The 24,654-nt window shown below is 55.5% G+C and carries 20 protein-coding genes; 10 read left to right on the forward strand and 10 right to left on the reverse strand.

Going from position 1 to position 24,654, the window contains the following annotated elements:
- Positions 1 to 118: 118 nt before the first annotated feature.
- Positions 119 to 1,489 carry a UDP-N-acetylmuramoyl-tripeptide--D-alanyl-D-alanine ligase gene (gene murF / locus IQ254_RS08630; RefSeq protein WP_193965770.1) on the forward strand — a complete coding sequence of 457 codons (1,371 nt, stop codon included), beginning with the start codon at positions 119 to 121 and terminating at the stop codon, positions 1,487 to 1,489.
- A 50-nt stretch (positions 1,490 to 1,539) separates the two neighbouring features.
- On the opposite strand, the gene IQ254_RS08635 is transcribed toward murF, so the two are convergent.
- The 3 genes from IQ254_RS08635 to IQ254_RS08645 all read right to left on the reverse strand — a co-directional run bounded on the left by IQ254_RS08635 (position 1,540) and on the right by IQ254_RS08645 (position 3,986).
- The gene (locus tag IQ254_RS08635) at positions 1,540 to 2,634 is read right to left on the reverse strand and encodes a DUF3086 domain-containing protein (protein ID WP_193965771.1); all 1,095 of its coding nucleotides are present in this window, start codon (positions 2,632 to 2,634) and stop codon (positions 1,540 to 1,542) included.
- Positions 2,635 to 2,698: 64 nt separating this feature from the next.
- Positions 2,699 to 3,088 carry a DUF3119 family protein gene (locus tag IQ254_RS08640; protein WP_313887403.1) on the reverse strand — a complete coding sequence of 130 codons (390 nt, stop codon included), beginning with the start codon at positions 3,086 to 3,088 and terminating at the stop codon, positions 2,699 to 2,701.
- 100 nt (positions 3,089 to 3,188) lie between these two features.
- A complete protein-coding gene (locus IQ254_RS08645; RefSeq protein WP_193965772.1) occupies positions 3,189 to 3,986 on the reverse strand; it encodes an MlaE family lipid ABC transporter permease subunit in 798 nt (265 codons plus the stop codon).
- 368 nt (positions 3,987 to 4,354) lie between these two features.
- Here IQ254_RS08645 and IQ254_RS08650 point away from each other — a divergent pair, with 368 nt between their 5' ends.
- Together IQ254_RS08650 and IQ254_RS08655 are read left to right on the forward strand one after the other, a co-directional pair.
- The gene (locus tag IQ254_RS08650) at positions 4,355 to 5,830 is read left to right on the forward strand and encodes a pitrilysin family protein (RefSeq protein WP_193965773.1); all 1,476 of its coding nucleotides are present in this window, start codon (positions 4,355 to 4,357) and stop codon (positions 5,828 to 5,830) included.
- 42 nt (positions 5,831 to 5,872) lie between these two features.
- Entirely contained in the window at positions 5,873 to 7,357 is a 1,485-nt protein-coding gene (locus IQ254_RS08655; RefSeq protein WP_193965774.1) for a pitrilysin family protein, read from the forward strand.
- A gap of 30 nt (positions 7,358 to 7,387) precedes the next feature.
- Here the strand turns inward: IQ254_RS08655 and IQ254_RS08660 are convergent, their stop codons facing one another.
- Positions 7,388 to 9,829, reverse strand: a complete 2,442-nt coding sequence (locus IQ254_RS08660; protein WP_193965775.1) for a serine/threonine-protein kinase — start codon at positions 9,827 to 9,829, stop codon at positions 7,388 to 7,390.
- Positions 9,830 to 9,920: 91 nt separating this feature from the next.
- A complete protein-coding gene (locus IQ254_RS08665) occupies positions 9,921 to 10,079 on the reverse strand; it encodes a hypothetical protein (protein ID WP_193965776.1) in 159 nt (52 codons plus the stop codon).
- Between the two features lie 331 nt (positions 10,080 to 10,410).
- On the opposite strand from IQ254_RS08665, the gene IQ254_RS08670 reads away from it, so the two are divergent.
- Positions 10,411 to 11,013 (forward strand): TetR/AcrR family transcriptional regulator, encoded by a 603-nt coding sequence (locus IQ254_RS08670; protein ID WP_313887404.1) that lies wholly within the window; start codon positions 10,411 to 10,413, stop codon positions 11,011 to 11,013.
- Between the two features lie 12 nt (positions 11,014 to 11,025).
- Here IQ254_RS08670 and bioB read toward each other — a convergent pair whose 3' ends face one another.
- Both bioB and IQ254_RS08680 read right to left on the reverse strand, forming a co-directional pair.
- Entirely contained in the window at positions 11,026 to 12,060 is a 1,035-nt protein-coding gene (gene bioB / locus IQ254_RS08675; RefSeq protein WP_193965777.1) for a biotin synthase BioB, read from the reverse strand.
- Positions 12,061 to 12,237: 177 nt separating this feature from the next.
- Positions 12,238 to 12,774, reverse strand: coding sequence for a DUF4330 domain-containing protein (locus tag IQ254_RS08680; RefSeq protein WP_193965778.1), 537 nt, complete (start codon positions 12,772 to 12,774; stop codon positions 12,238 to 12,240).
- Positions 12,775 to 13,010: 236 nt separating this feature from the next.
- Here IQ254_RS08680 and IQ254_RS08685 point away from each other — a divergent pair, with 236 nt between their 5' ends.
- Positions 13,011 to 13,874 carry a M48 family metallopeptidase gene (locus IQ254_RS08685; protein ID WP_193965779.1) on the forward strand — a complete coding sequence of 288 codons (864 nt, stop codon included), beginning with the start codon at positions 13,011 to 13,013 and terminating at the stop codon, positions 13,872 to 13,874.
- Here IQ254_RS08685 and IQ254_RS08690 read toward each other — a convergent pair.
- On the reverse strand, positions 13,861 to 14,697 hold the full coding sequence (locus IQ254_RS08690; protein WP_193965780.1) for a pantothenate kinase: 837 nt from the start codon (positions 14,695 to 14,697) through the stop codon (positions 13,861 to 13,863). The two genes, IQ254_RS08685 and IQ254_RS08690, sit on opposite strands and share 14 nt — an antisense overlap.
- Before the next feature lie 1,146 nt (positions 14,698 to 15,843).
- Positions 15,844 to 18,321, reverse strand: coding sequence for a primosomal protein N' (priA, locus tag IQ254_RS08695; protein WP_193965781.1), 2,478 nt, complete (start codon positions 18,319 to 18,321; stop codon positions 15,844 to 15,846).
- Between the two features lie 555 nt (positions 18,322 to 18,876).
- Between priA and IQ254_RS08700 the strand changes: the two genes are divergently transcribed.
- The 5 genes from IQ254_RS08700 to IQ254_RS08720 all read left to right on the forward strand — a co-directional run bounded on the left by IQ254_RS08700 (position 18,877) and on the right by IQ254_RS08720 (position 23,248).
- The gene (locus IQ254_RS08700) at positions 18,877 to 20,052 is read left to right on the forward strand and encodes an RNA polymerase sigma factor, RpoD/SigA family (RefSeq protein WP_193965782.1); all 1,176 of its coding nucleotides are present in this window, start codon (positions 18,877 to 18,879) and stop codon (positions 20,050 to 20,052) included.
- 197 nt (positions 20,053 to 20,249) lie between these two features.
- Positions 20,250 to 20,615 carry a dihydroneopterin aldolase gene (folB, locus tag IQ254_RS08705; protein ID WP_193965783.1) on the forward strand — a complete coding sequence of 122 codons (366 nt, stop codon included), beginning with the start codon at positions 20,250 to 20,252 and terminating at the stop codon, positions 20,613 to 20,615.
- Between the two features lie 127 nt (positions 20,616 to 20,742).
- Positions 20,743 to 21,654: a lipoyl synthase gene (gene lipA / locus IQ254_RS08710; protein WP_193965784.1), complete on the forward strand. Its 912-nt coding sequence runs from the start codon at positions 20,743 to 20,745 to the stop codon at positions 21,652 to 21,654.
- Positions 21,651 to 22,460, forward strand: coding sequence for a lipoate--protein ligase family protein (locus tag IQ254_RS08715; protein ID WP_313887405.1), 810 nt, complete (start codon positions 21,651 to 21,653; stop codon positions 22,458 to 22,460). The genes lipA and IQ254_RS08715 overlap by 4 nt, the downstream gene beginning before the upstream one ends.
- Positions 22,461 to 22,588: 128 nt before the next feature.
- The gene (locus IQ254_RS08720) at positions 22,589 to 23,248 is read left to right on the forward strand and encodes a response regulator transcription factor (RefSeq protein ID WP_313887406.1); all 660 of its coding nucleotides are present in this window, start codon (positions 22,589 to 22,591) and stop codon (positions 23,246 to 23,248) included.
- A gap of 10 nt (positions 23,249 to 23,258) precedes the next feature.
- Here IQ254_RS08720 and IQ254_RS08725 read toward each other — a convergent pair whose 3' ends face one another.
- The gene (locus IQ254_RS08725; protein WP_193965785.1) at positions 23,259 to 24,620 is read right to left on the reverse strand and encodes a sensor histidine kinase KdpD; all 1,362 of its coding nucleotides are present in this window, start codon (positions 24,618 to 24,620) and stop codon (positions 23,259 to 23,261) included.
- Between the last annotated feature and the right edge of the window lie 34 nt (positions 24,621 to 24,654).

Consider the following 24,654-nt stretch of genomic DNA (forward strand, 5'->3'; position numbering starts at 1 on the left):
AGCCAGCACCCATCCTAATCGAGAGCCCAATTTCCTTTACAATCAAATCACCCGAGGGCAAGGCTCGAGTAAAGAGCTGACATAGGGCCAATACTGCTACAGCATTTTAGTCAAAGCTATGGGTTTTTCGTCGCTGGCCACCTTAGCAGGAGCCATTCAGGCTCCGTTGGATTACATACCGCCGCCCCTCGGAGAAGTCGAGGTATCAAGTATCACTACGGATACACGGCATCTACGTGAAAATGCCTTATTTATTGCCCTGCATGGTGACCGATTTGATGGCCATCAGTTTGTGGAGCATGCGATCGCCAATGGGGCCATTGCTGCTGTCGTCGAGCAGAGCAAATGTCTGGCCCATCTACCCTGTTTACCAGTGGCCGATACCCTGGTGGCCTATCAAGCGCTGGGGCACTGGTGGCGGACTCAGCAGCGGGCTGCCATTGTGGCGATTACCGGCTCAGTGGGCAAGACTACGACCAAAGAGCTGATTGCAGCGGCCCTCGCCACCCAAGGAACTGTCCACAAAACTCAGGCCAACTACAACAACGACATTGGTGTTGCCAAGACCCTATTACAGCTTCAGCCCATCCACGACTTTGGGGTGGTAGAAATGGGCATGCGGGGGCCAGGGGAAATTGCTCGACTGGCACGGGTGGCGACCCCAGACATAGCGGTCATTACCAATGTGGGAACGGCCCACATTGGTCGCTTAGGGTCTGAGCAGGCGATTGCCGATGCCAAGTGTGAATTATTAGCCGAGCTACCGCTCGCAGGCACAGCAGTGCTGAACCACGATAATGCTCGACTCATGGCTACCGCTCAACGGGCCTGGTCAGGGCAGACCATCACCTTTGGGCTAGAGGGTGGAGACGTGCACGGCCAACTGGTGGACGCGGGTACGCTAGCTGTGCAGGGCATCAACTTGCCTCTGCCCTTGCCCGGTCGCCACAACGCCCTCAATTTGCTCGCTGCGATCGCGGTGATGCAGTCCTTAGAATTGCCCTGGCAGGTGCTCAGCCAGGGCATTACCGTAGAGTTGCCCAGCGGTCGCGCCCGCCAGATTACCCTGCCCAACGATATTGTGCTGCTCGATGAAACCTACAATGCTGGCATGGAGTCGATGACGGCAGCCTTGCATCTGCTGACCGAGACTCCGGGGCAACGCCACATTGCCGTGCTGGGCACGATGAAGGAACTAGGAGCACAATCCATCGCGCTCCATCGTCAAGTCGGGCAAGTTGTGAGTCAGCTCGGGTTAGATGTTCTGCTGACCCTGGCCGACCCTGAGGAGACCCTGGCCCTAGACGAGGGTGCCACAGGCGTGAAGACCCTTGCCTTTGAGCACCCACAGACCCTTGCTCAGCAATTGCTGGAACTAGTTCAGCCGGGCGATCGCATTTTGTTTAAGGCTTCGCGATCGGTTGCCCTCGATCGGGTGGTCGATCAGGTTGTACAAACGCTCCAAACTTCTATGGATGCGCCTCCTTAGCCTCCTCAATCGAGGCTGAGGTTGGAGCATGAGGCCGCTGCCCCAGGAGTTTAAAAGTAGTCATACTCTGCCGCCGGATTCATGGGGTCAGGGGCAAAGGCCAGCCATAGGGGAAACTGTAGCAGGGCCAGGCTAATCACCGACTCCGCTTCATCGACCACAATAAACGGTAATCCGTTATCAGCCGTGATCCGTTCTGCTCGCTGGGCTAAGGGCTCTGGTGCATCAAACAACATGACGCCCTGCCCCGTGCCAAAGTCAGCCCGAGAAATACCCAGACAGTCTTGCAGACCCCGTCGCCACTCGCCTAAACGCTCAGGGCTATTAGACAGCACCAACGTGCGCAAACGGTTGCCGTAGAGCGCATACAAAATCGACAGGGCTGCTGATGCCACCAGCACATTTTGCAGGCGACTGCCCATACTCTTGACGGCTCCACGACCCCCTTGGGCAAAAAACCAGTTAGAGACGCGCTCGGCATGGATAGGCTCAAAGGTACGCCGTAGTTGCCACAGAGGACCATAGTAGTCAGGGCGCATGCGGTACTGGTCGAGCAAGCTGCGAATGCGCTCGGTCTGGTCTTGAAAGGCATTGGCAGCAAAGGCAGGTTCAGCGGGGGCAGGTTCAGCCGCCGCCCGGGTGCGATCGCGCCCTCGAGATTGCATCTCGGGCGCTGCACTACTCCGACTGGCTGGAGCCAAATCAAGCTGCTCTGCGGCTACCGAAAGATCTTGCAAACTGCCGACTAGATAATCTTTAAAACCCTGCACTCGCACTGCTAAATCCTGAGATGCACCCGCAAAGGTCGTGCGCATTTCAGCCCGAATCCGCTCTTGTCGGCGCTCTAGGGTTTCAATTTCTTGTTGCAAACTACGCTTGCGCTGTTCTAAATCAGCCGTACCCTGCTGTACCATACGGCCAATATCAGCCTGAATTTTTTGAAACTGGTCTTGCGTCAGGCGGTTATAGGTGGTTTGTAAGTCAGCAATGCTGCGCTTAAGGTCGGCTTCTTGCTGACGCAGAGCATCAATGCGAGTGTTCCAGTCTGATTTCAGCCCCGATGGCTCAGCAGCCCCTGAGCCAGTGTTCCCGCCAATGCTGCTCTCTGGCCCCAGACCTGATTTCGATAGATCCTCTGCGGTCATATCGGCTCCCATAGACCTTTTTGCCAGCCTATCAGATGAGGGCAAGATTCGCCCTAGCCAACCCTTAGCTTGGATCTTGAGCAGCAGCGCAGTGGGCTTCTAAACAGGCCCGTAGCTCAGCAGGGCCAAACAAAATAGGCAAAAAATGAATGCTATTGACTTCGCGAAAGTAAAACAACACGGGTACCGGTGCCCAAAAAATTTCCCAATGCTGCCAGTTAGCGTAGGGAAATGTCCGAATTTGCTGTTCTCCCCGATAGATATCTAAAGCAGTTTCGGTAAATCGCAACGTCAGGGTCAGGGTCTGTACCAGTAGAAATAGACCGAATAACCCCAGCACCGCCCCTAGCCAGAGGTTAATCGCGATTAGCAACATGCCGCAGCCAACCACCACCATCGGCACACGATAGCTGCGGGGTAAATCGGTGTAAGTAGCTGTCGAAGTAGAGGCCACAGGTTCAAGCACCGGCAAAGTGCAGGAGTTATTTCTCAGTCGTATTTCTCAGTATAGAGGCATTGAGCAGCTCAGCCTCGGAAGCTAGATCGGGGTCTGCTTAAAAATTGCTGATGACCGCGCTACCAGTCCCCTGAAACATCAGCCAAGACAGAAAAAAGTTGCTGATAAATATCGCCAATAATGCCGTTACGACGGCGGTAGTGGTGGACTGCCCTACACCCTTAGCACCACCCGTGGTAGTCAACCCCCAGCTCGTGCCAATGATCGCAATCAAAATACCGAAGAAAAATGCCTTGATCAGCGAACTCACCAGATCCCAAATAGACAAAAAGTTTTTGGCTGAGTCTAAAAAGACCGTGTAGGTAATGCCGTACTGATTGGTTGCAATCAGCAATCCCCCTGTCATACCGGTAATAAACGACAGCACATTGAGCAGCGGCAGCATCAGAGCACAGGCGATCACTCGCGGAATCACCAGGTAATCGATCGGATCGGTTTTGAGAATTTGCAAAGCATCAATTTGCTCTGTCACACGCATGGTGCCAATTTCAGCGGCAAAAGCTGACCCTACTCGGCCAGCAATGATCACTGCCGTTAGCACCGGACCCAGTTCTCGAGCCAGCGTCAGGGCCAATACCCCGCCCACCGCTGCACCAGCTCCAAAGCTAAGAAATTCTCGAGTGACCTGGATGGTAAATACCATGCCCACAAAAGCAGCGGTAATTAGGGCAATGAGTAACGACTCTGGCCCTACCGCCGCCATTTGCTCTAGGGTATTGCGCCGATGCAAGGGACGAGAGATGAGGTGAATGACTACCTGACCAGACAAAAAGGTCGCGGCCATGGCGCGCCGCGCCCACTGCCTCAGGTTTGAGCTTTCAGCCGCCTGTGTCAATGCCCGCCCCCTCTTTTAAAGAATATTGATGGTACGGAAAGACAACTAGTGAGGGTATACGCTACGCCAAGCTACAAACGTAGGCTATGCAGCAGCAAGATCGACTGGGAATGCGATCGCCTCAACCACAGGTCTATGGGAACTCTACCCAGGATCTGTGGTTTTTGACAACTGACCGCTGCATTATTAGCCAACTTAGAGACCGATCCTTAAGCAAAGCAGTGGTCATTGGCGATAGGACTCATCTATCCTAAAAGACGGAGTCTAGCCATGGTGGTTGAGTGCAGCCTAAAGAGAGAACTCCGCGTCTAAGACGCGGCTGGTTGGTGGGACTAGTGGCTGTGGTGGGCTTGTGGCTATGGTCGCCAGTGGCACCAGCCGTTGCTCAGCAGCCGTTACAGACAGCTCAAGCTATTCAACCCTACCTCGACCGAGTTGCTGAAGCCGTCACTGAGTTTACCCTCGACAACGGGATGAAGTTTATTGTCCTGGAGCGCCACCAGGCTCCGGTTGTATCGTTTATGATTCATGCCGACGTAGGGGCCGTCAATGAAGCCGATGGCAAAACCGGCGTGGCCCATTACCTAGAGCATTTGGCCTTTAAGGGAACCCAACAGATTGGCACCCGCAACTATGCCGCAGAGAAAGCCCTATTCCAGGACATGGATCAGGTTTTTGAGCAAATTTTGGTCGCAGAAGCAGCTGGAGACAATGTCCAGGCTGAAGAGTTGAAAGTCAAGCTGACAGCCCTGCAAAAAGAGGCGGCCACCTATGTAGAGCAAAATAAGTATGGCCAAATCATTGATCAGGCTGGCGGCGTAGGTCTTAACGCTACTACTGGAGCCGATGCCACCCGGTATTTCTATAGCCTGCCCTCAAACAAGCTCGAGCTGTGGATGTCTCTGGAGTCAGAGCGATTTTTAGAGCCAGTCTTTCGGGAATTTTTTGAAGAAAAAGACGTCATTTTAGAAGAGCGCCGCATGCGGGTAGACAACTCACCCATCGGCAAGATGATTGAGGAATTTTTAGGGGCTGCATTTGAAGTACACCCCTATCGTCGCCCGGTCATTGGTTACGAAGAAGACTTGTATCGGGCTACTCGCGACGATATTCAAACCTTCTACGATACCTACTACGGCCCTGAAAACCTGACGGTAGCTGTGGTTGGTGACGTCGACCCAGCCCAGGTCAGAGAATACGCCGAAATATATTTTGGTCGATACCAGGCCAAGGCCGCTCCGCCAGATGTGGTGTTTGACGAGCCAGCCCAGACTGACAGCCGCGAATTTACGCTAGAGCTAGACTCAGAGCCATGGTACTTAGAGGGCTATCATCGCCCCGGCATTAACCATCCTGACCACGCCATCTACGGCATGATTGACAGCCTGCTGGTCGGTGGACGCACCTCGCGCCTTTATAAAACCCTGGTGGATCAAACCCAAATCGCCCTTGACGTGGGCAGCTTAAATGGCTTCCCAGGCGACAAATATCCCAATATCTTCCTGCTCTACGCCCTGACAGCCCCTGGCCATAGTGTGGAAGATATCGCAGCGGCCTTTCAACAAGAATTAGAGGCCCTCAAGACACAGCCCCTTTCATCCGCAGAGCTCGAGCGAGTTAAGACCCAGGCGCGGGCTGGGTTGCTGGGGAGTCTGGCCTCAAATTCGGGTATGGCCTCCTTGCTGGCCGAATATGAGGCAAAAACGGGTAGCTGGCGCAATATCTTTGCTGAACTTGCAGACATTGAGGCGATCAGTGCCGAGGATGTGCAACGAGTGGCCCGAGAGATGTTTGTGCCTACCAACCGCGTTGTTGGCAAGCTGATGTCTACGTCGGGCTCATAGCCCCAGATTGTGTCTATTTTTTGTCCTGTTTCTATTGGTTCTATGAGCTGGTTTAATCGCCGACGATCACTGATGAGCTGGCTAATTCTGGCGATCGCCACCCTGACCGCAGTTATTGGGCTCAGCTGGCAGCCTGCGGCGATCGCCAACACTGCCCGTCATTACACTGAGCTAGAGTTTGGCCCCCTAGGTGAAATTCAGTTTCCCGACTACGAGCGCTATGAACTCGCCAATGGGCTGGTAGTTTACCTGATGGAGGATCATGAACTGCCGCTGGTTAGCGGCAGCGCCACCTTCCGCACCGGCTCGCGATTTGAGCCAGCCAGCCAGGTGGGGCTGGCCAGCGTCACAGGCGATGCCATGCGGCTGGGCGGCACCACAACGGTTTCCCCTGACGAGCTTAACCAGGCCTTAGAACAAAGGGCAGCCTCAGTCGAAACCAGCATCGATATTGACTCAGGTACAGCAAGCTTTAGTGCCTTAACCGAGGATTTAGCATCTGTTTTCGCCCTCTTTGCGGACGTCGTTGAACGTCCAGCCTTTGCCCCCGACAAAATCGACTTTTTGAAAAATCAGTACGCTGGCAGCATTGCCCGCCGCAACGATGACCCAGATGACATCACCAGCCGCGAGTTCCGCAAACTGGTCTACGGTGCCGACAGCCCCTACGCCCGTGTGATTGAATACGCTACCGTGAAAACCATTGATCAAACGAGCGTACGGGAGTTTTATCGGGCTTCAGTTCGTCCCGATCGCACCATTCTGGGCATTGTCGGTGATTTTGACCGCGAGCAGATGAAGGCCCTAATCGAGCAACATTTTGGCAGCTGGCAGGCCAGCGGCAATCCGTTGGATGTGACGACCCTACCCGAAGTTACCCAAGCCAAGACAGGGGTTTTTAATGTAGAGCAGCCCCAGCTCACCCAGAGTTACATTCAGATTGGGCATCTCGGTGGCCAGCTCAACAGCCCCGATCATGCTCCATTATCGGTCTTGAATGAGGTACTCAACGGCTTCAGCGGTCGGCTCTTTAACGAAATTCGCTCCCGCCAGGGGCTGGCGTATGTTGTCTATGCCTACTGGGCTCCCCGCTATGACTTTCCTGGGATGTTCATTGGCGGTGGTCAGACGCGTAGCGATGCCACAGTACCGATGATTGAATCTGTCAAAGGTGAGATTCAGCGGGTGCGGTCTGCTCCCATTTCTGAAGCCGAGCTCAATCAAGCCAAAGATGCTGTCCTCAACAGTTTTGTGTTTAATTTTCAGCGTCCTAGCCAATCCCTAGAACGATTGATTCGCTATGAATATTACGGCTATCCCCAGGACTTTGTCTTTCAGTTTCAAGCAGCGGTAGAACAAACGACTGCGGCTGAGGTGTTAACCGCCGCCCAGGAAAACATCGACCCCGATCAGCTAGTGATTTTGGTTGTCGGCAATTCTAAGGCAATCGAGCCTGGCCTCAATGCCTTAGCTCCCGATACAACGGTGACTTCGCTTGATATCACCATTGCCCCAGCCGAGTCCTGAGCATCGTTAATGGGTCAATGGCGCACCCAGTTATGGCCCAAAGGTATTGTCACTGGCATCGTCATTACTGACAAACCATTCATGGGGAAGCATTTGAGTATCCTCAGTGGCCGCTGCGGGATCGTCTAAGTTGTCGGTAGCGACGCTGTCAATCATTACCCCGTAGGACGGCGATTCTCCAGATGAGGTGGTAGTCGCCACCGTTTGGAGCTGGGATTGCGATCGCACGGTTGCCTCGACCCGAGCCAGATCGGCGAGTACCGCTTCTGCCCGCTGGTAGCGATCGGTGAAATCGTACAGCACCAGTCGGCTAATAATATCGCCAAAATTAGGATCGAGGTGAGGGGCTTCATGGCGCCACATCAGGTCTCCATTGGCATCGCGCCGTAGAGCATAGGCTGGCACCCCGGTTAGCGCCTCAACGGCAGTAATGCCTAAGGCGTAGAGGTCGCTGCCAAACTTGGGTAACCCCGCCGATTGCTCACTAGGCATATAGCCCTGGGTGCCCACGCCAATGGTGGACGTAGAGGTCAGGTTCACTCCTGTATCGGCCAACTTGTTAGAAATCAGCTTGACCGCCCCAAAGTCAATGAGCACTAGTTGGTTGTCAGACTCTCGCCGAATAATGTTGGAAGGCTTGATGTCGCGGTGAATCACACCCTGGTTATGGACAAACGCAATCACAGGCAGCAGGCCCAGCAGCAGATCTAGCACGTAGACCTGGGGCATAGGGCGACGCGAGGCTAACTCATCTTTAAGCAGCCGCCCTGCCACCATTTCCTCCACTAAATAAAAGGAGTTTTGTACTTCAAAGTAGGCCAGCAACCGGGGAATCTGGGAATGATGGCCAAGCTTTTCCAGGGTTTCAGCTTCGCCTTCAAAAAAGCGTCGGCCCAGGCGATGGGCTTTGGGATCATTGCTGATAATCCGCAGTTGCTTAACTACACAGACCGGAGAGCCAGGACGCTGGGTATCTTCGGCCACGTAGGTTTCTCCGAAACCGCCAGCACCCAGCAACCGCATAATCCGGTATCGATTGGCCAGCAGCACCCCAATGACTTCCGCCTCCCGCAGTTTTAGCAGATCTTGCAGGTCGTCCTGCTGACTGATGATCTCCTGCACAATGGGGGAGGTAACGTACTGCTCCAGGGTTTGACGCAGGCGCTGCTTACGGATTTGCTCAGTGACAATATCAGCCACAATATAGGTGGTGCCCAGCACCATCAGCCCCATAATGGGGGCTGCCGTAGGCAACACCAACTTAGACCCGGCAAAGACACCATAGCTGAGCCAAAACCAGCCGCCAACGATGGCTAGAGTCCATCCTAGCCGGGCCACAGGGCGATTAAATCGGCGCAGTAGCACCACAAATCCCACTCCCCCTACCAGCACCACCAGCCCTCGGAGCCAGGCATTAGGAATACCCAGGCGCAGGTTTTGGCCGCTACGCAGATTGGCAATGTCGGTGGCTAAAATTTCGACCCCGGCTATGGCCTCAGGGTGCAGCAGGGTCTCTGAAAAAGGAGCCTGGTGAAAGTCTTGCATAAACTTAGCGGTGCTCCCAATCAGCACGATTTTGTCTTTAAAGAACTTCCCGCTGTTGAGGTGGTTGGCCCAGGGATCGGGGTCGAGCACATACCAGAAGGGCACGTGGCTAAAGCTGCGCGTTGGCCCGTAGAAGTTGATGAAATCGCCTCGATAGGGCTGATGCTCAACTCTGGCAGCATCAAGGGTGGCCTCCGCGAAGGATTGGGTATCGTCAACATCGCTCTCTAGGGTGCTGACGGCATCGATTTCGGCCAGACTGGCGCCTAGGCCATTGAGGTAGGTGCGCCCGTGGCGGTGAATACGACCGTCGGGCTCGATCGGGAAGTTGATGTTGCCAGTGTGAACGGGTGTATTGAGCAGTTTAGGCAAGGGCTGGGTAGGACGAATCAAGGCTCCCTGGCGCAGCTCAGCATCATCGACGGAGGTGGCTAGCACGACGCGATCGCCGTAGCGGGTCAGCACATCGGCTAGGGCCAGGTCGTCGGCAGGCCCGTAGCTGCTGTCAGAAAACATGAGGATGTCGAGGGCTACCGCCTTGGCTCCAGCATTCAGCAAACGCTCGATCGCGATCGCATAGGCCTGGCGCTGCCACGGACTGCCTGAGATTGGAGCCAGATAGCTGTACTGCTCGGGGTCGGTGCGATAGTATTCGGCTTGCCCAAACGATTCATCGTCCATGGCCAGTACAACAATGTCATTGGGGGTGACAATCGGCCCGCGAATTTCAAAAAAAATAGTTTGCAGCCGTCGTTCTAGGAACTGCGTTGGCACTGAGTCGGTCGCCACGTGGGCGGCTACAAAGCTCAGCCAGAGACCCGCCAGAGAAAGCTTGACCCAGTCACGCTTGATCTGCCGCTGCACCCAACCCCTGGCACGATAGGTAGCAGACAGATTAACCGTATTCGTTTTCGATGACGGAGTCATGGCGATCGCAGGGCAAGGGGGCGGAGCACCCCTAGCTTAATCACCAAAGCACCCTAGCGGGGGAGAGTTTACGGAATCTTAGCCCTGCGGACTAGTGATCGTCGATCTGGGTCTGCACCCGGGCCACTAACGACTGCAGCAGCCCCGGCGACAACTGCAGGTGAGGAACCGTATCGGCAATCATTAGCGTGGTCAGCACCACTATGGCCAGACGGCGCCATTTCAGATCAAAACCAGCATAGGTTTGCATAGGTCATAGTAGCGATCAGGCTTAGAGTATTCCACCTAAAAAAACATCCCGATCAGGAACGCGAACTCGGCCCAGTGGGCCGATCGCGGAGAGACACTGGATAAGTATTTAGTTGGAACACTCTTAACCAGGTGCTGTTAGCTTGATCTAGGCCAACAACGCCTTAACATAAAACTAAACTAAACGGTTTGGTAAAAAGAGTCAAGAAACCTGTAAACTAAGGTATAGAGCTATACTCATACGCCTTAGTATCTTGGGGATGCTCTGGGATGGGGGCAGCTGGCCATCCGGTGTTATACATGAGTCAATTGGGTTAGAGAGGTGAGCGCGCGTGGTTCAAAGTCCGGCAGTGCTGAATAACAAAGCCGTGCAAATTTTGCAGGGAGCCATGCAGGAGTTTCTACAAAATGGCTACGCTGGCACCAGCATGGACAAGGTGGCAGCCACCGCCGGAGTCTCTAAACCCACGGTCTATAACTATTTCAAAGATAAGGAGGGGCTATTTAGGGCGCTGATTCAGTACGTAGCTGAGTCCCGCTGTCAGCAGGTGATGGGCGATGGCAATCTGGAGGGCCGCCCCGAGGTGGTGATTCGGCGGCTTATCACTAACGCCATCGAGAGTGAACTGCACGATTTAGACTATCAAAACTTTGTCCGCTTAGTCGCGGGGGAGTCCGGTCGATTTCCGCAGTTGGCCCAAGCGTTTGTAGAATACCTCACCAAGCCAGCCGTCGATCAGCTGGCCGACTACCTAAAGGGCTGCTCAGACATCAATGCACCTGACCCCGAAGCAACCGCACGGGTAGTGCTGGGAGCCACGGTCTTTTTCATCATGACCCAGTCTGTCATGCATGGGGAAACGATTATGCCCATGGATCCTCAGCGCCTGGTGGATAGCCTGGTGGATTTAGTCACGCGATCGCCAACCCTTTAACCCATGACCCCATCAGCCCGCCATCGGTGGCTCCATAATCTCGCCATCCGGGCCTTCTAGCACAAAGCCCGCATCGCAAATCATGGCGTAGTCGGCTTGGGCGGCCTGACCCGGTGTGGTGAGGTAATCACCCACAAAAATTGAGTTGGCAGCATAGAGCCCCAGCGGCTGGAGCTGGCGCAACTGCACTTCTCTGCCCCCGGCAATGCGCAGTTCTTGAGACGGCAGCAGCAGGCGGTACAGGCATAAAATTCTCAAACACTGGCGGGGGTTGAGTGCTTGCCTACCGGCAAACGGTGTGCCCGGAATCGGAATCAGAAAATTCAAGGGCACGCTGGTGACCGCCAATCGCCGCAGGGCCAGGGCCATATCAATCATGTCATCGGCGGTTTCGCCCATGCCAAAGATGCCCCCCGAACAGGTGGTCATGCCGGTCGACTGCACCGCTTGGAGGGTAGCTAGGCGGTCATCAAAGGTGTGAGTTGTGCAAATATTGCCGTGGTTATTCTCACTGGTGTTGAGGTTGTGGTTGACCCGGTCTACCCCAGCCGCCGCCAGCTGCTGGGTTTGAGTCTCATCGAGCAGGCCCAGGCAGGCACAGATTTTCATTGGGTAGCGAGCTTTGACCTGGCGCACCGCGTCTAACACTTCACCGAACACCCGTTCTGAAGGCGATCGCCCCGAAATTACCATGCAAAAGGTGCCGGCTTTGAGGGTATTGGCTCGCTCTGCGGCCGCCAAAATTTTCTCCTGGGCCATAAACGGATATTTTTCAATCTCGGCACTGGAGATCTTCGACTGTGAGCAGTAGTGGCAGTCCTCAGGGCAAAGCCCACTCTGGGCGTTAAGCAAAAAATGTAGCCGCACCCGATTGCCCCAGTAGTGTCGCCGCACCCGGTAGACTGCCGCCAGCTGATCTAGCAGATCGGTATCGGGGGCTTCAAGCACAGCATGGGCCTGTTCTCGGCTCAGCACTTCCCCAGCTAGGGAAAGATCAGCCAGCGAATGCCAGTCTACGCGGTTCAGGGCAATGGGGGTAACAGTCATAGGGGTGGCGTACAAATAATCTGGGTTTAACAAGACCTCTATTGTCTCAGACTCGACCGGTCTCAGGCCCTGGCGGCAGCATAGACAAGCAGGACGCAGCCTCCCAAAAGTACCCGTACGACTAGGGCGAAGACTGGCTTTTGACGCATCTGGCCATCGGTTTCAGGCGAGGTTGCCCTAGCTATTTTCTAAAACCCTAACGTCAACTGTGCTGGTATTGAAGTTGTAAAGATCGCCATCTAACTCAATCTGAGTGCCTACCTTCACCTTGCTATTGCCAAATACTGGCCCGGTATCGGTAATTTGAGCATCGCCTTCGAGGGTAATTAGCATGTCAATGGTGTAGTTGAGCTCAGGGCGCGGGTCAGGTACCGCTTTCACCGTGCCGTCGGGCTGGGGAGCGACGGTGCTACGGGGCAGCTTTTGCACGTTTTTAACCTTTACCTGCCCGTAGGGCTGGTTACGAATAATGATGTTGGTGGTTTCAGAGTCTTGAATCGTCTGAAACAATTTTTCTGGGTCAGATGAGGTGAGACCTCGCACCATCACATCGACCTCTACGGGCTGAGTTGTCGTTCCCACCTGGGCCACCGAGCCCGATGTACCAGGATAGAGAAAAATGCCGAACAGCACCATCAGAATAATCAGCGCTGCGGCCACATCTAAGATGCTGACTTTGCCAAACAGGCGGCCTTTAGAGTCAAGTAGAGTCATGGCTAAATTGCCCTCGACATAGGTAGGGAGCGAGCATCTTCGAGACAACAGAAGAAGTCGATCTCATTGAACCACAGGCGGGCTCTTTTAGAACGGTCTGCTAACGGGGGCGCAGACGCTGGGTGGCCCAGTCGGCAGTGGCCACCTTGATTACTGACCACTGCCTGTGGTACCTACACCCTAGGCGGGGCAAGATGGTAATAGCTACGATCCTCAGCGGCACGTGAGGCATTTTTATGCTTTCTCCTCTCACCTCATCTCCCTTCGCATATCTCAAGCGGCACTCGTTTGTGCGGCGCGGGCTCTACGGGCTAATGGCGACTGTCATGGCTGTGACCATTGGCCTAGCAACGCCGACCCCATCCCAAGCCAGTATTTTTGATCTGATTTTTCAGGGCATTCGCTATGTGCAGCTGGGTAATTTGTCTGACCAAGACGAAGTTAACTTAGGCGCACAAATCGATCGTCAGATTAAGGCCCAAGGAGTGCGGGTTTATAACCGCAACTCAGGTATTAACGCCTACATCAACGAAATTGGCCAGCGCCTAGCCGCTAATAGCGATCGCCCGAATCTGCCCTATACGTTTCAGGTGGTCGATGATGACAGCATTAATGCCTTTGCTACTGTAGGTGGCTATGTCTATATCCAGACCGGACTGATCAAGGCGGCGGCGAACGAAGCTGAGTTGGCTGGCGTCATGGCCCACGAAATTGGCCACATTACCGGCCGCCATGCCATCGGCCAAATGCGCCAGGCGGCTCTGGCCAGCGGTGTGGCGGGGGCTCTAGAGGTCGATCAAGACACCCTGGTTAACTTGGGGGTGCAGTTGGCCCTGCAATTGCCCAACAGCCGTGAAGCGGAGTACGACGCCGATCGCCGTGGATTTACTACCTTGGGCCAGGCAGGCTACGACACCAGAGGGTTTATCTCTTTCATGCAGAAGCTGGAGGGAGGCTCTACCGCCGAGTTTTTGAGTACTCACCCCAACCCCGGCAACCGGATCAACAACCTGCAAAGCATGAACAGCCAGGGCGTCTATCCCAATAACGGTGTGGGTACCGACGCTAGCGCCTACCAAAGCCGCATTAGAGGTCTGTAGACTTCTTTAGGGTGCGCTGGCGGCAGGCCCTTAACCCCCAAAAACCCAGATCCGGATCTCGCTTGATCTGACGAGCGAGATCCGGGGCCCGGTGGGTCAGATAGGCTGCGATCGCGGCACTATCCCCCCCGGTCAACACCAATCGGCCATCGGGCCAATCGGTCTTCCAGGCGGTAATAAAATCGCACAGGCTCGCCAACACCGTATGCAATACTCCACTGGCGATCGCCTCGGCGGTGTTTGTTGCCCAGCGCTGGGGCCACGAATTTTCTTCAGGGGCAAGGCCTGGCAGGCGATCGGTATGCTCACCCAGGGCCCGAAACTGAAGCCCTAACCCCGGCAAAATAGCGCCCCCAATCAACCGTTGATCGACCCCGGCTGTATAGGTCAAAGCTGTGCCACAGTCGATCACCAGTGTGGGCCAGCCCCAGGTTTCACCCGCACCGACTAGGGCTAACGCACGGTCTACCCCGAGGGTGGCATAGGTATTTTGCAGTGGCACCTGGGCCGTTGTCATCACGTGCAGCGCAGGATAGTCAGCTAGCCAGCCTAGAGGCTGCTCTACCACTGACGCTAGCCAAAGTTCGGGATGGGCTACCCCTGCGTCGTTCCATCCTGCGGTACTAGCCCATATCCCCGGGTCAAGCCCCAACCGTTGAAACGACGCAGGAGCAAAGTGTCCCTGCTCCAGGGCTTTGACTTGAGATTCAGAGAGATGGGAGGTGTGCCAAGCACCGAGCCAGCGGTGGCCCGCAAATGCCCCCCAGTGCCAACGGCTATTGCCCACGATTAACCCCAGCCATGCATCCTGTTTGCCAGCCATAACCCTCTAGTACTCTGAGGCGGAAATAACCCAGCTATTTACTCACGCGGAAACCCTTATGAGACCTGGGGTTCCCGTTCTGCCTTCTGCCTTCTGCCTTCTTACTTCTGCCTTTCGGTACTCGCCATCTTCGCTCAGCAGTGGGGCCGCTCTAAATTATGGTGCAGCGATCGTCTCCCGTTGCTCCGAGCTGCGAATGATATGTCGCCAACCAGGCTATTTCTGTGGTGCGATCGCCCTATCTCAACGACCTGTCACCCAATCAAAATTTGTCTTTCCCAGGACTACAAAAAATACAATCAGACCAATGCACAACAGCCCAAATGACGCCTACCATTTAAATACTATTTCAATTAAATACTATTTCAAAAACTGAGGGGTGACCGCCATGGCCACCCCTCGTTAATGCTTTTGCAGATTTTAGCTTTTGCAGATTTTACGTCAGACAACAATATAATTGCCTTAACCTAAACTAGCTATCAATAGGGTTAGATAGCTAAAAAACGCACGAAAATCAATAGAATGAACGAATTCGTTAAACAACAGATGCCTTTTACAACCCATTGCCTGACCGGCAGCTAGGGTAGGTAAGACCAAAATTGGTCACCTCTGGAAGGGTTGAATTAAAGCAATTTGGGTTTGTTACGAACTTCAAGTCAACTCATAAAACTGTAGAAGTGAGCTAGACTTGCGAGCTATTCAGTTGTTTTCTATGCATTTAAACTATCACAGGCTAGAGGTCGTGAAAAGGGATTTTACCGATCGTTACCAGCCGTTACACCAGTTCGTAATGATAACAAAATTCTCCAGGAAAAATAGACAGCGAGCCTCTGTTGCGGCCTTGCGTTTGGGTAAGAGCGGCGATCGCACCGCCAACCAGTTCACCTCAGGGGGTTTCTGGCAAAGAAGATGCCCCAAGGTAGGGGCGTAGGGCCTGCGCCCTTGAGAGGAAGCGAACTGCTCGGATATTTTCGTTGCCAGACTTGTCCTAAGAGTATGCCACCTAAAAAAACATCCCGATCAGGAACGCGAACTCGGCCCCCTGGGCCGGTCGCAGAGAGACAGTCGCAGAGAGACAGTCGCGGAGAGACAGTCGCGGAGAGACAGTCGCGGAGAGACATCGGATAGGTATTTAGTTGGAACACGCTAAGCCAAATTTAGCGGATCGACATCAATGGTGAGGCTGACCGTGGCCGGGCAATGCTGTTTAAGCACCCGCAAGTCTGGCAATGGCTCATGCTTAGGGCCTTTGGCCAGCAAATGCCAGCGAAATCGACGCGCCACCCGAGGAATCGGCGCTGGAGCTGGCCCCAGCAGTTGATACGATGAGCCCTTGAGCATTTGACCGAGGTGCTGAGCCAGGGTGGCAGCGGTCTGTTCTACCACCTCGGGGTCGGTGCAGCTCAGCCGCAGCAGCACCATCTGCCCAGCGGGAGGGTACTGCAACAACTGCCGCTGGGCCCATTCTTCGGCGATAAACCCTTGGTAAGCGTGCTGAGTTACGGCTTCTATCACCGGATGGTCGGGGGTATAGGTCTGCAATAGAACCTGGCCCGGCTGCTCGCCTCGACCGGCCCGACCCGCCACCTGAATCAGCATCTGCAGCGCTCGCTCACTGGCCCAGTAATCATTCATATATAAGAGACCATCGGCGGCAATGATACCCACCAGCGTGACCTGGGGCAGATCGATACCCTTGGTCAGCATTTGAGTGCCCACCAGCAGATCGGCTCCACCCTCGGCAAAGCGGGTGAGCAGCGCCCGGTGAGCTCCCTTCGTGCGGGTAGTATCGCTATCGAAGCGAATGCAGCGCAGATCCGGAAAGGTCTCGGCCAGGGCATTGACCACTCGCTGGGTGCCGCTGCCAAAATGCTTCAGGTAAGGTGAGCCGCAGGCCGGACAATGCCTTGGATGGCCCTGGCTAAAACCGCAGTAGTGACAGCGCAGGGTCATGGTGCTGTTTGCCCCCGGCTGGTGATACGAGAGCGACACATCGCAGTGGGGGCACATGATCACATGGCCACAGCTGCGGCACGATACAAAACTACTGTGCCCGCGTCGATGAATGAACAACAGCCCCTGGTTGCCCTCTGCTTTCATGGCCGCTAACGCCGTTTGCAACGAGCGGCTGAGAATATTGCGATTGCCCGCTTGCAGCTCATCGCGCATATCGATCACCTTGACCTGGGGCAAGGGTTGGGCCCGTACCCGTTCGGGCAGGGAGAGGTAAGTCCAGGGCAGAGCATTTTTGGGTAATTCACTCTTGGCAGACTCAGGGCCCAGCTCCTGGCACTGCACCCAGGACTCTAGGGATGGAGTGGCCGAACCCAGTACCAACGGACAGTTTTCTAGCTCAGCCCGCCAGCGCGCCACCGTGCGAGCATGGTAGCAGGGGGAGACGTCTTGCTTATAGCTGCTGTCGTGCTCTTCATCGAGAATAATCAGCCCCAGCTGGGGGAGCGGCATAAAGATAGCCGATCGGGTGCCGACAATTACCAGCGGTTTAGCGGGCTTAAAACTCTGTCGCCAGGTATCGTACCGCTCACCATCGGCCAGGCCGCTGTGGTAAACCCACACCTGGTCACCAAAGCGACGACGAAAGCGATCGGTGAGTTGCGGCGTCAGGCCAATCTCGGGCACCAGCACCAGGGCTGACTGACCGGCGGCAAGCCGGGGTGCGATCGCCTGTAGATAGACCTCGGTCTTGCCCGACCCGGTGACGCCGTGGAGCAAAAACTGACTCCCCTGCTGACTCTTATTTATATAGTGCAGTGCGGCAGCCTGGTAATCGGTGAGCGGCTTGGGTTGATCGGCAGAGAGTCTGGGACCTGCCTCTGCCCGTAGTTGCTCGCGGGGTTCGATCACCAGGCAGCCTGCTTGGGCCAGTCGTTTGAGGGTAGGGCTCGTGGTTTGACACAGCTGCAGCGCATCGCTGAGCCATAGATCTCCGCCCTGGCGACGGAGGGTCGCCAGAATATCCTGCTGGCGGGCGGTGAGTTCGATGGGAGGGGTATCGCCACAGACTAGCGTTACTGCCTGACGCTGCTTAGTCTTGGGCGGCTGCGGCGGGGCCAGATATGACTCGGCCCAGCCCAGCTGAATCAGCTGCTGCATCGCTCGATAGCTGTGACCCCGGCGCTGAAGATAGGGCCAGGTGTAATCTCCATGGGGAGAGCGCTGGAGATCATCCACGATAGTTTTAAGCTCTGGCGACAGTGCCTCAGGTTGCGTTAGAGGAAGGCGATCGCGTCTCAGCCGCAGTCGCCGCTGCGATCTGGCCAACAACCCTGGCGGCAGCGCCGTCTTGAGCACCTGTATCAGCGACACCTGATAGTGACCCGCCACCCGCTGCAATAGCTCCCAGTAAGCCGCCGCAAAAAACCGCTGCTCAACGATGCCTTCTACCGATCGAATTTGGGCAGGTACCAGGTTAGCCGGTGGAGTTCTAGAGAGGGAAAGTGCGATCGCACCAATGCTCTGGTGGCGAAAGGGCACCGTCAAGATATCACCCACCCCTACCTCTAAATCAGGCGGTACCTCGTAGGTATATGCAGCAGGCTGACCGCCATAGTCCACCAAAACGTTGACCCACTGGGGCTGGGTGACATCCTTACCAAGGCCCACGCGCTTTCACCACCTACAGTACCTATGTCAGTCTAAGCGGTCGCTTGAGCTCCCATAAAGCGTCTTGCCTAATCAGCTAGCCTCTAACGCCAGCCTTTTCCAGAGGAGAAAGAATTTGTTTTCCACAGACTTTTATCTGTGGAAAACTTTTCCTTGCTGTGGAAAACACGTCTGAGAGTTTCTTCCGGTAATCTGAGCGGTCATTGTCTAGCTAACAATTAAGGCTCCACTACTCGCCTAACTCCGTCTAGCTTCCTGAGCCGCGATCTCTAACTGAGCAAAGCCCTAAAGATAGCCAAATATTGTTAGGTTATTAGCTCGAATTTTCGGTTCATTTTCGGGATTCACTGTTACACTACGCCAAGATGCCAAAGAAATGTTACATTGCCTAGGAATTCTAGGAAAAATCCGTATTGTGGACTCACAAAATAAATCCAAAAGATTCAGTTTGGGATCGAGAGGTTTTGCTGGGGGGTTGCCATCGGCAGGGCAGCCTGATATTCATGCTTCAATCTGCATGCTTCAATCCGTTAGGTATACAGTTTTATTTTCCCCATGACTACTACATATAACTCTGACAGAGATAGTTCTATAGCCTGGGCTGATGAGACCGTCGATGGATTTGCCACCGACTTAAATCGAGTGGCAGAAAAAGTCTCCACCACTGACAGCGAATTGACCGCTGACCTCACTGCTTGGGACGAAGATCGCGAGGTCTTGGCCAAGTTTTCTCAGTCTGAGGCCATGTCAGAGATGGGGCTCTCGGGATACAGTAAGACCCTGACAGACGATGCTGTGGGCGCTTTCTTCAAAGAGATGGCCCGCTATCCGCTGCTCAAGCCCAGCGAAGAAATTGAACTAGCTCGACAAGTTCGGTTTTTATCGAAGGTTGAGTCAGCCAGCGACAAGCTTCAGAAAGAAATCGGTCGCAAACCGACTCGACAAGAATTGATCGAAAAAATGAAGCTCAGCGACGCTGAGTTTACCCAAAAACTCCACGACGGCAGAACCGCCAAGCGGCGAATGATTCGCTCTAACTTACGCCTGGTGGTTTCTATTGCCAAGCGCTATTTAAATCGTGGCGTGCCTTTTCTCGATCTAATCCAGGAGGGGGCCCTGGGTTTGAATCGCGCTACCGAAAAATTTGATCCCGATAAGGGGTATAAGTTTTCAACCTATGCCTACTGGTGGATTCGGCAGGGCATTACTCGCACCATTGCCAACGATGCCCGCACCATTCGTTTGCCCATCCACATTGTGGAAAAGCTGAACAAGCTGAAGAAAGCCCATCGCGATCTACGCCGCGATTTACAGCGCAACCCCAGCGAGCAAGAGCTGGCCGATGCTCTCGATGTTACGGTTGAGCAGCTCAGAAGTTTACAACAAGTGCGGCGGCGATCGCTCTCTCTAAATCACCGTGTTGGCAAAGGTGAAGACACCGAACTGATGGAACTGCTCGAAGACAGCAGAACCCAAACCCCGGAGTCTAAGATTAGCGAAAACATGATGCGCCAGGAAATCACCAGCGTGCTGGCCGAGGTGCTGACTGAGCGTGAAAAAGACATCATTACCCTCCGCTATGGCCTCACCACCGGTGAAACCCACACCCTAGAAGAGGTAGGCGGCATCTTTAACCTATCGCGGGAGCGGGTGCGGCAGATTCAAACCAAGGCCATGCGCAAGCTACGGCGGCCGCAAGTGGCGGCACGCCTCAAAGGCTGGCTCAAGTAAGCTGGGCAGCTATTTTGCGGATTAATTTTGCGGATTTCCTGCAATCCCAGCACAGTAGACCGTTTGATATCCTCCTCAGACCCCCTTACCCCCCTGATTTAGGGGGGTTTTATTTGGCCGCTTGAGTCGCTCCTGACGCTGTGATCGAGAGGGCTCAGCGCCATCACGCACCCTCTTCTACTGAGGTACACCCCAGCATGGATGCCATTCACCTCACCAACATTCGCGCCTACGGCTACACGGGGGCACTGCCGGAAGAAACTGTGCTGGGCCAGTGGTTTCAGGCCGATATCACCCTCTATTTAGATCTGACCCAGGCGACAGCGAGCGATCGCCTCGCTGACACCCACGACTACCGCACCGTGATCAACAGCACCCAAGCCATCATTAGCGGGCAAAAATTTGTGCTGATCGAGCGCCTGGCCGGGGCGATCGCCACCTCAGCCCTAGAGTCTGACCTGCGCCTGCAGCGGGTTACCGTGCGGGTGACGAAACTAACGCCGCCCATCCCCAATTACACTGGCCAGGTTGCAGTCGAAATCACCCGCGATAGAATCCAATAGGGGCTGTTGTTGGGGCCATGCTGGCATTTTTGGTGGACGGCGGTTGTGGGTCTGAGCTCTACCAATCGGCTATTCAGCAGCTTTTGCGTCAAACATCTGGTGGGCGGTGCCCACCCTACGAGGGGCTATGACTTCATCTGCGACTGATCAAAGACAGCAGCTACGGGCAGAGCTGGAGCGCATGCCCGCCTGGCTGCGTCGCCCGATTGGCAACGCTAGTGAGCTGTCGACCGTGCAGCGCATTGTCAAAGAACGGCAGATTCACACCATTTGCGAAGAGGGCCGCTGCCCCAACCGGGGTGAGTGCTACGCCAACCGCACCGCTACCTTTTTGCTGCTGGGGTCGGTGTGCACCCGCGCCTGCGCCTTTTGCCAGGTAGACAAGGGCCACGCCCCCATGCCCCTCGACCCCCACGAGCCCGACCAGGTGGCCGAGTCAGTCAAACTGTTGGGTCTGCGCTATGTGGTGCTCACCTCGGTGGCCAGGGATGATTTACTCGATCATGGCGCTGGCTGGTTCGTCACCGTCATGGATACCATTCGCCAGGTGAATCCAGGGACTGACATCGAAGTGTTGACCCCAGATTTTTGGGGCGGATCTGCGCGAGATTGTGGTCAGGCTGAGCGCGTCAAAACGGTGGCAATGGCTAAGCCCGCCTGCTACAACCACAACTTGGAGACCGTGCGCCGACTGCAAGACCCGGTGCGTCGGGGAGCCAAGTACAATCGCTCCCTGCGTGTGCTGTCGCTGGTTAAAGAATTTGATCCCTCCATCCCCACCAAGTCGGGGCTGATGGTAGGTCACGGGGAAACCGAGGCCGAAGTGATCGAAGCCATGCAGGATTTGCGCGGGGTGGGGTGCGATCGCATTACCCTGGGCCAGTACCTGCGCCCCTCCCTGGCCCATCGCCCGGTCGATCGCTACTGGACGCCGGAGGAATTTGATCGCCTAGGGGCGATCGCCCGCGACCTGGGCTTTGCCCATGTGCGCTCTGGGCCCCTGGTACGCAGCTCCTACCACGCCGGGGAAGCCCCGTGACCGCCGCCGCCTGGCGGTTGATTCCCTGGCTAGACGCCCCCGGTGCAGTACAGATGGCCATTGATACCTGGCTGCTCGACCAACACCAGCACCACGGCCACCCGCCAGCCCTGCGGTTCTACACCTGGACCCCTGCGGCCATTTCCCTGGGGGTCAGCCAGCGGCGACAGGTGCCGACCCACTGGCACCAGCTGACCTGGCAGGGGAGCCCAGTTGAGCTGGTGCAGCGACCCACCGGCGGACGCGGGGTGCTGCACCAGGGCGATTTGACCTATAGCCTGGTCACCTCTCACCTGGAGGGCAGCCGCGATCAGGTTTACCGCACCCTTTGCCAGTTTTTGATTGAGGGTTGGGGCCAGCTCGGGGTGCCGCTCGATTTTGGTCAGCCCAGCCGTGCCTACCTGCGATCGCAGAGCGTCCCTTTTAGGGAATTGCACAATTGTTTTGCCCTGGCCACCAGTGCCGACCTGGTGGATGCTAACGGCCACAAAGTCATCGGCAGTGCCCAACTGCGGCGCGGCCCCTACCTGTTGCAGCACGGGTCGATGGGGCTAAGTCCTGACGCGGATCTGTGGCAGCAGGTGTTTCAGACAGTAGCCCCACCGCTGACCCAGGCCCAGACGCTGGTGCGGGCTGGACTCACAACAGCCTCCGTCGTGGATGCGTTAATTCAAGCCGCAGCCAGGTGCCTCGGCTGTCAGTTTTTGGTTCAACCGCTAACCCAGCAAGAGTGGCAGGCGATTCAAGACCTGGCTTTACCACCCTCCACAGCCAGCACACTGACCGGTGGGCAGCTCTCGTATTAGACGTCATCTCCCTCAAACAGCCGATGAACTCGCTATGGGCAACGGTATGGCAAACTTGAGAGGCTGAGGGCTTCTGGTCACAGGAAGCTGCTCTGCCCAACCACTCGATTCATTCTTTAGGCCCTACCGTGACTACGCTGCAAACTACACTCCAGGTGTTAATCGTTGAAGACGACCCGATGATGTTGTTGGGGCTGCGGCAAATGCTGGGTGAGCAACCTCACCTCACGGTTGTGGGCGCAGCCAGTGACGGCAACGCCGCCGTGCTAATGGCTAACCAGCTGGCTCCAGATATTGTGGTGATGGATTTGGGCCTGCCCTACTGCGATGGCATTACCGCTACCCAGCAGATCAAAGCTGCCGCCCCGGCCACCCGAATCGTTATGCTCACCTCCCACACAACAGAAGCTGAGGTGGTCTCTGCCCTCTCTAACGGCGTGGATGCCTACTGCGTTAAAGGCACCCAGATTGACCAGTTAGTAAGGGCGATCGAGGCGGTGGCCGATGGCGATACCTACCTGGATGCCCAGATTGCTCCCCAGGTAATCAGATCGCTATCCCAGCCGGTAGACGCCGTGTCGCCCACCATTGTGACGACCCTTTCGGGTCGCGAACGGGAGGTGCTACAGCTGCTGGTCAATGGCTACAGCAACCCAGACATCGCCAAAGCTCTCTTTTTAAGCCCCAACACCGTCAAAACCTACGTACGCAGCCTGATGAATAAGCTGGCGGTGAACGATCGCGTACAGGTAGCGGTCGTGGCCCTGCGAAACGGCCTAGTACGCTAGGGGGTTGGCGCTAACGGGGGCAATCAGGAGCTAGCGGCAAGGTAAAGACGATAGTAGTGCCTTGAGCCGGGTGGCTGCTGGCGCTAATTTGGCCACCGTGGGCTTCAACAATGCGGCGGCAAATGTAGAGCCCTAACCCCAGATTTAGGGGTTGATGCGAGGTTGTCGGGGTGGCGTAAGGCTCAAAAATTCGAGTAGCGGCGGCGGGTTCTCCCAGCCCCTGGCCATTATCGCTGACTTGGCAATGCATCCAGCCCGCTACAACCCAGGCTCGCAAAATCACACTCACACCGGGCCGATTGTACTGTAAAGCATTGCTGATGAGGTTGTCGTACACCCGCTGAATTTGCAGGGCATCCCCGTAGATGGGGGGTAGGTCTGGCCATAGCTCGAGCTGGATTGCCCCTGGAGGATAGAGGGCAGAGCGCTCTTGCAGCAACACTTTAATGAGATCCGGGAGGGAATGGGGCTGGGGAAAAATTTCGATTCCATGGACCTGGCTGTGGTGGCTTTCTAGCAGGGTGTTGATCAGCTGGAGCTGGCGCTCGTGGCTGTTGCGCATTTGCACGAGGGTCGTTGCGGGCAGCAACACCATGGGCTGCTGGGTTTTGAGAGCCTGGTTCAGCACCATGATGCTGCCCATCACCGGGGTGCGCAGATCGTGGGAGACGGCATGGAGAAAAAACTGCAACCGCTCCTTGAGATCAAATTCTCGCTGAAGTACCCCTTCGTAGAGGTAGATGCCGAAGTCAGTAATCAGGCAAACCAAACCAAGGCAAAGGGTGACCTGGAGCGCAAACACCAGTTGCAAGTCGGTGGGAACGCTAATCAGCTGAATATTTGGCAAGGCTATCAGGATCAACAGAGGCAGCGTGCAGGCCAGCTGAGTCAGCAGGTGCCAGCGCCAGCAGACTGGAATTAAGAGCCCCTGGAGCATAATCAGCAGCAACCACGTCAGCAGATCCAGATACACTTCCCCCCGCGACAGTGTCAGGACTGACGCCAGCAGCAGCACGAGCATGTTGATGAGCAAAAAAAGGCGCCAGGGATGGCGTTGCATCTTAGCTAGACGCAGCAGCACGAGACCCAGCAGCAGACCCAGCAGTTGAATCGCGGTGCTAAAGAAATAGTCCCGTTGGTCGGTGGTAGTGGTAGCCCAATCCAGTTCGGCGCTGCGGCGGGTGACCGGAATTAGAATGGCGAAATTAAAGACAAAAAAGACCAAAAAGGCCGCGATCGCCACTACAAACGCCAGACGCAGACGGCTCAGCACAAACCCATGCCGCCACTGTCGGTAAGCCGACGAAGTCATCTCCTGGTCTGGCTGCAGTACCCCCAGAGCTGATTTCAATCGAGCGGCAGCTGGTTTCATCCACTCACTCCACGCAACAACAGCCGAATCTAAA

The sequence above is a fragment of the Nodosilinea sp. LEGE 07088 genome, assembly GCF_015207395.1.
Classification (GTDB): domain Bacteria; phylum Cyanobacteriota; class Cyanobacteriia; order Phormidesmidales; family Phormidesmidaceae; genus Nodosilinea.

Coding starts and splice junctions, on each gene's coding strand:
- murF (WP_193965770.1), top strand. CDS start 119: ATGGGTTTTTCGTCGCTGGCCACCTTAGCAGGAGCCATTCAGGCTCCG.
- IQ254_RS08635 (WP_193965771.1), bottom strand. CDS start 2,634: ATGACCGCAGAGGATCTATCGAAATCAGGTCTGGGGCCAGAGAGCAGC.
- IQ254_RS08655 (WP_193965774.1), top strand. CDS start 5,873: ATGAGCTGGTTTAATCGCCGACGATCACTGATGAGCTGGCTAATTCTG.
- IQ254_RS08660 (WP_193965775.1), bottom strand. CDS start 9,829: ATGACTCCGTCATCGAAAACGAATACGGTTAATCTGTCTGCTACCTAT.
- IQ254_RS08665 (WP_193965776.1), bottom strand. CDS start 10,079: ATGCAAACCTATGCTGGTTTTGATCTGAAATGGCGCCGTCTGGCCATA.
- bioB (WP_193965777.1), bottom strand. CDS start 12,060: ATGACTGTTACCCCCATTGCCCTGAACCGCGTAGACTGGCATTCGCTG.
- IQ254_RS08680 (WP_193965778.1), bottom strand. CDS start 12,774: ATGACTCTACTTGACTCTAAAGGCCGCCTGTTTGGCAAAGTCAGCATC.
- IQ254_RS08685 (WP_193965779.1), top strand. CDS start 13,011: ATGCTTTCTCCTCTCACCTCATCTCCCTTCGCATATCTCAAGCGGCAC.
- IQ254_RS08690 (WP_193965780.1), bottom strand. CDS start 14,697: ATGGCTGGCAAACAGGATGCATGGCTGGGGTTAATCGTGGGCAATAGC.
- IQ254_RS08700 (WP_193965782.1), top strand. CDS start 18,877: ATGACTACTACATATAACTCTGACAGAGATAGTTCTATAGCCTGGGCT.
- folB (WP_193965783.1), top strand. CDS start 20,250: ATGGATGCCATTCACCTCACCAACATTCGCGCCTACGGCTACACGGGG.
- lipA (WP_193965784.1), top strand. CDS start 20,743: ATGACTTCATCTGCGACTGATCAAAGACAGCAGCTACGGGCAGAGCTG.
- IQ254_RS08725 (WP_193965785.1), bottom strand. CDS start 24,620: ATGAAACCAGCTGCCGCTCGATTGAAATCAGCTCTGGGGGTACTGCAG.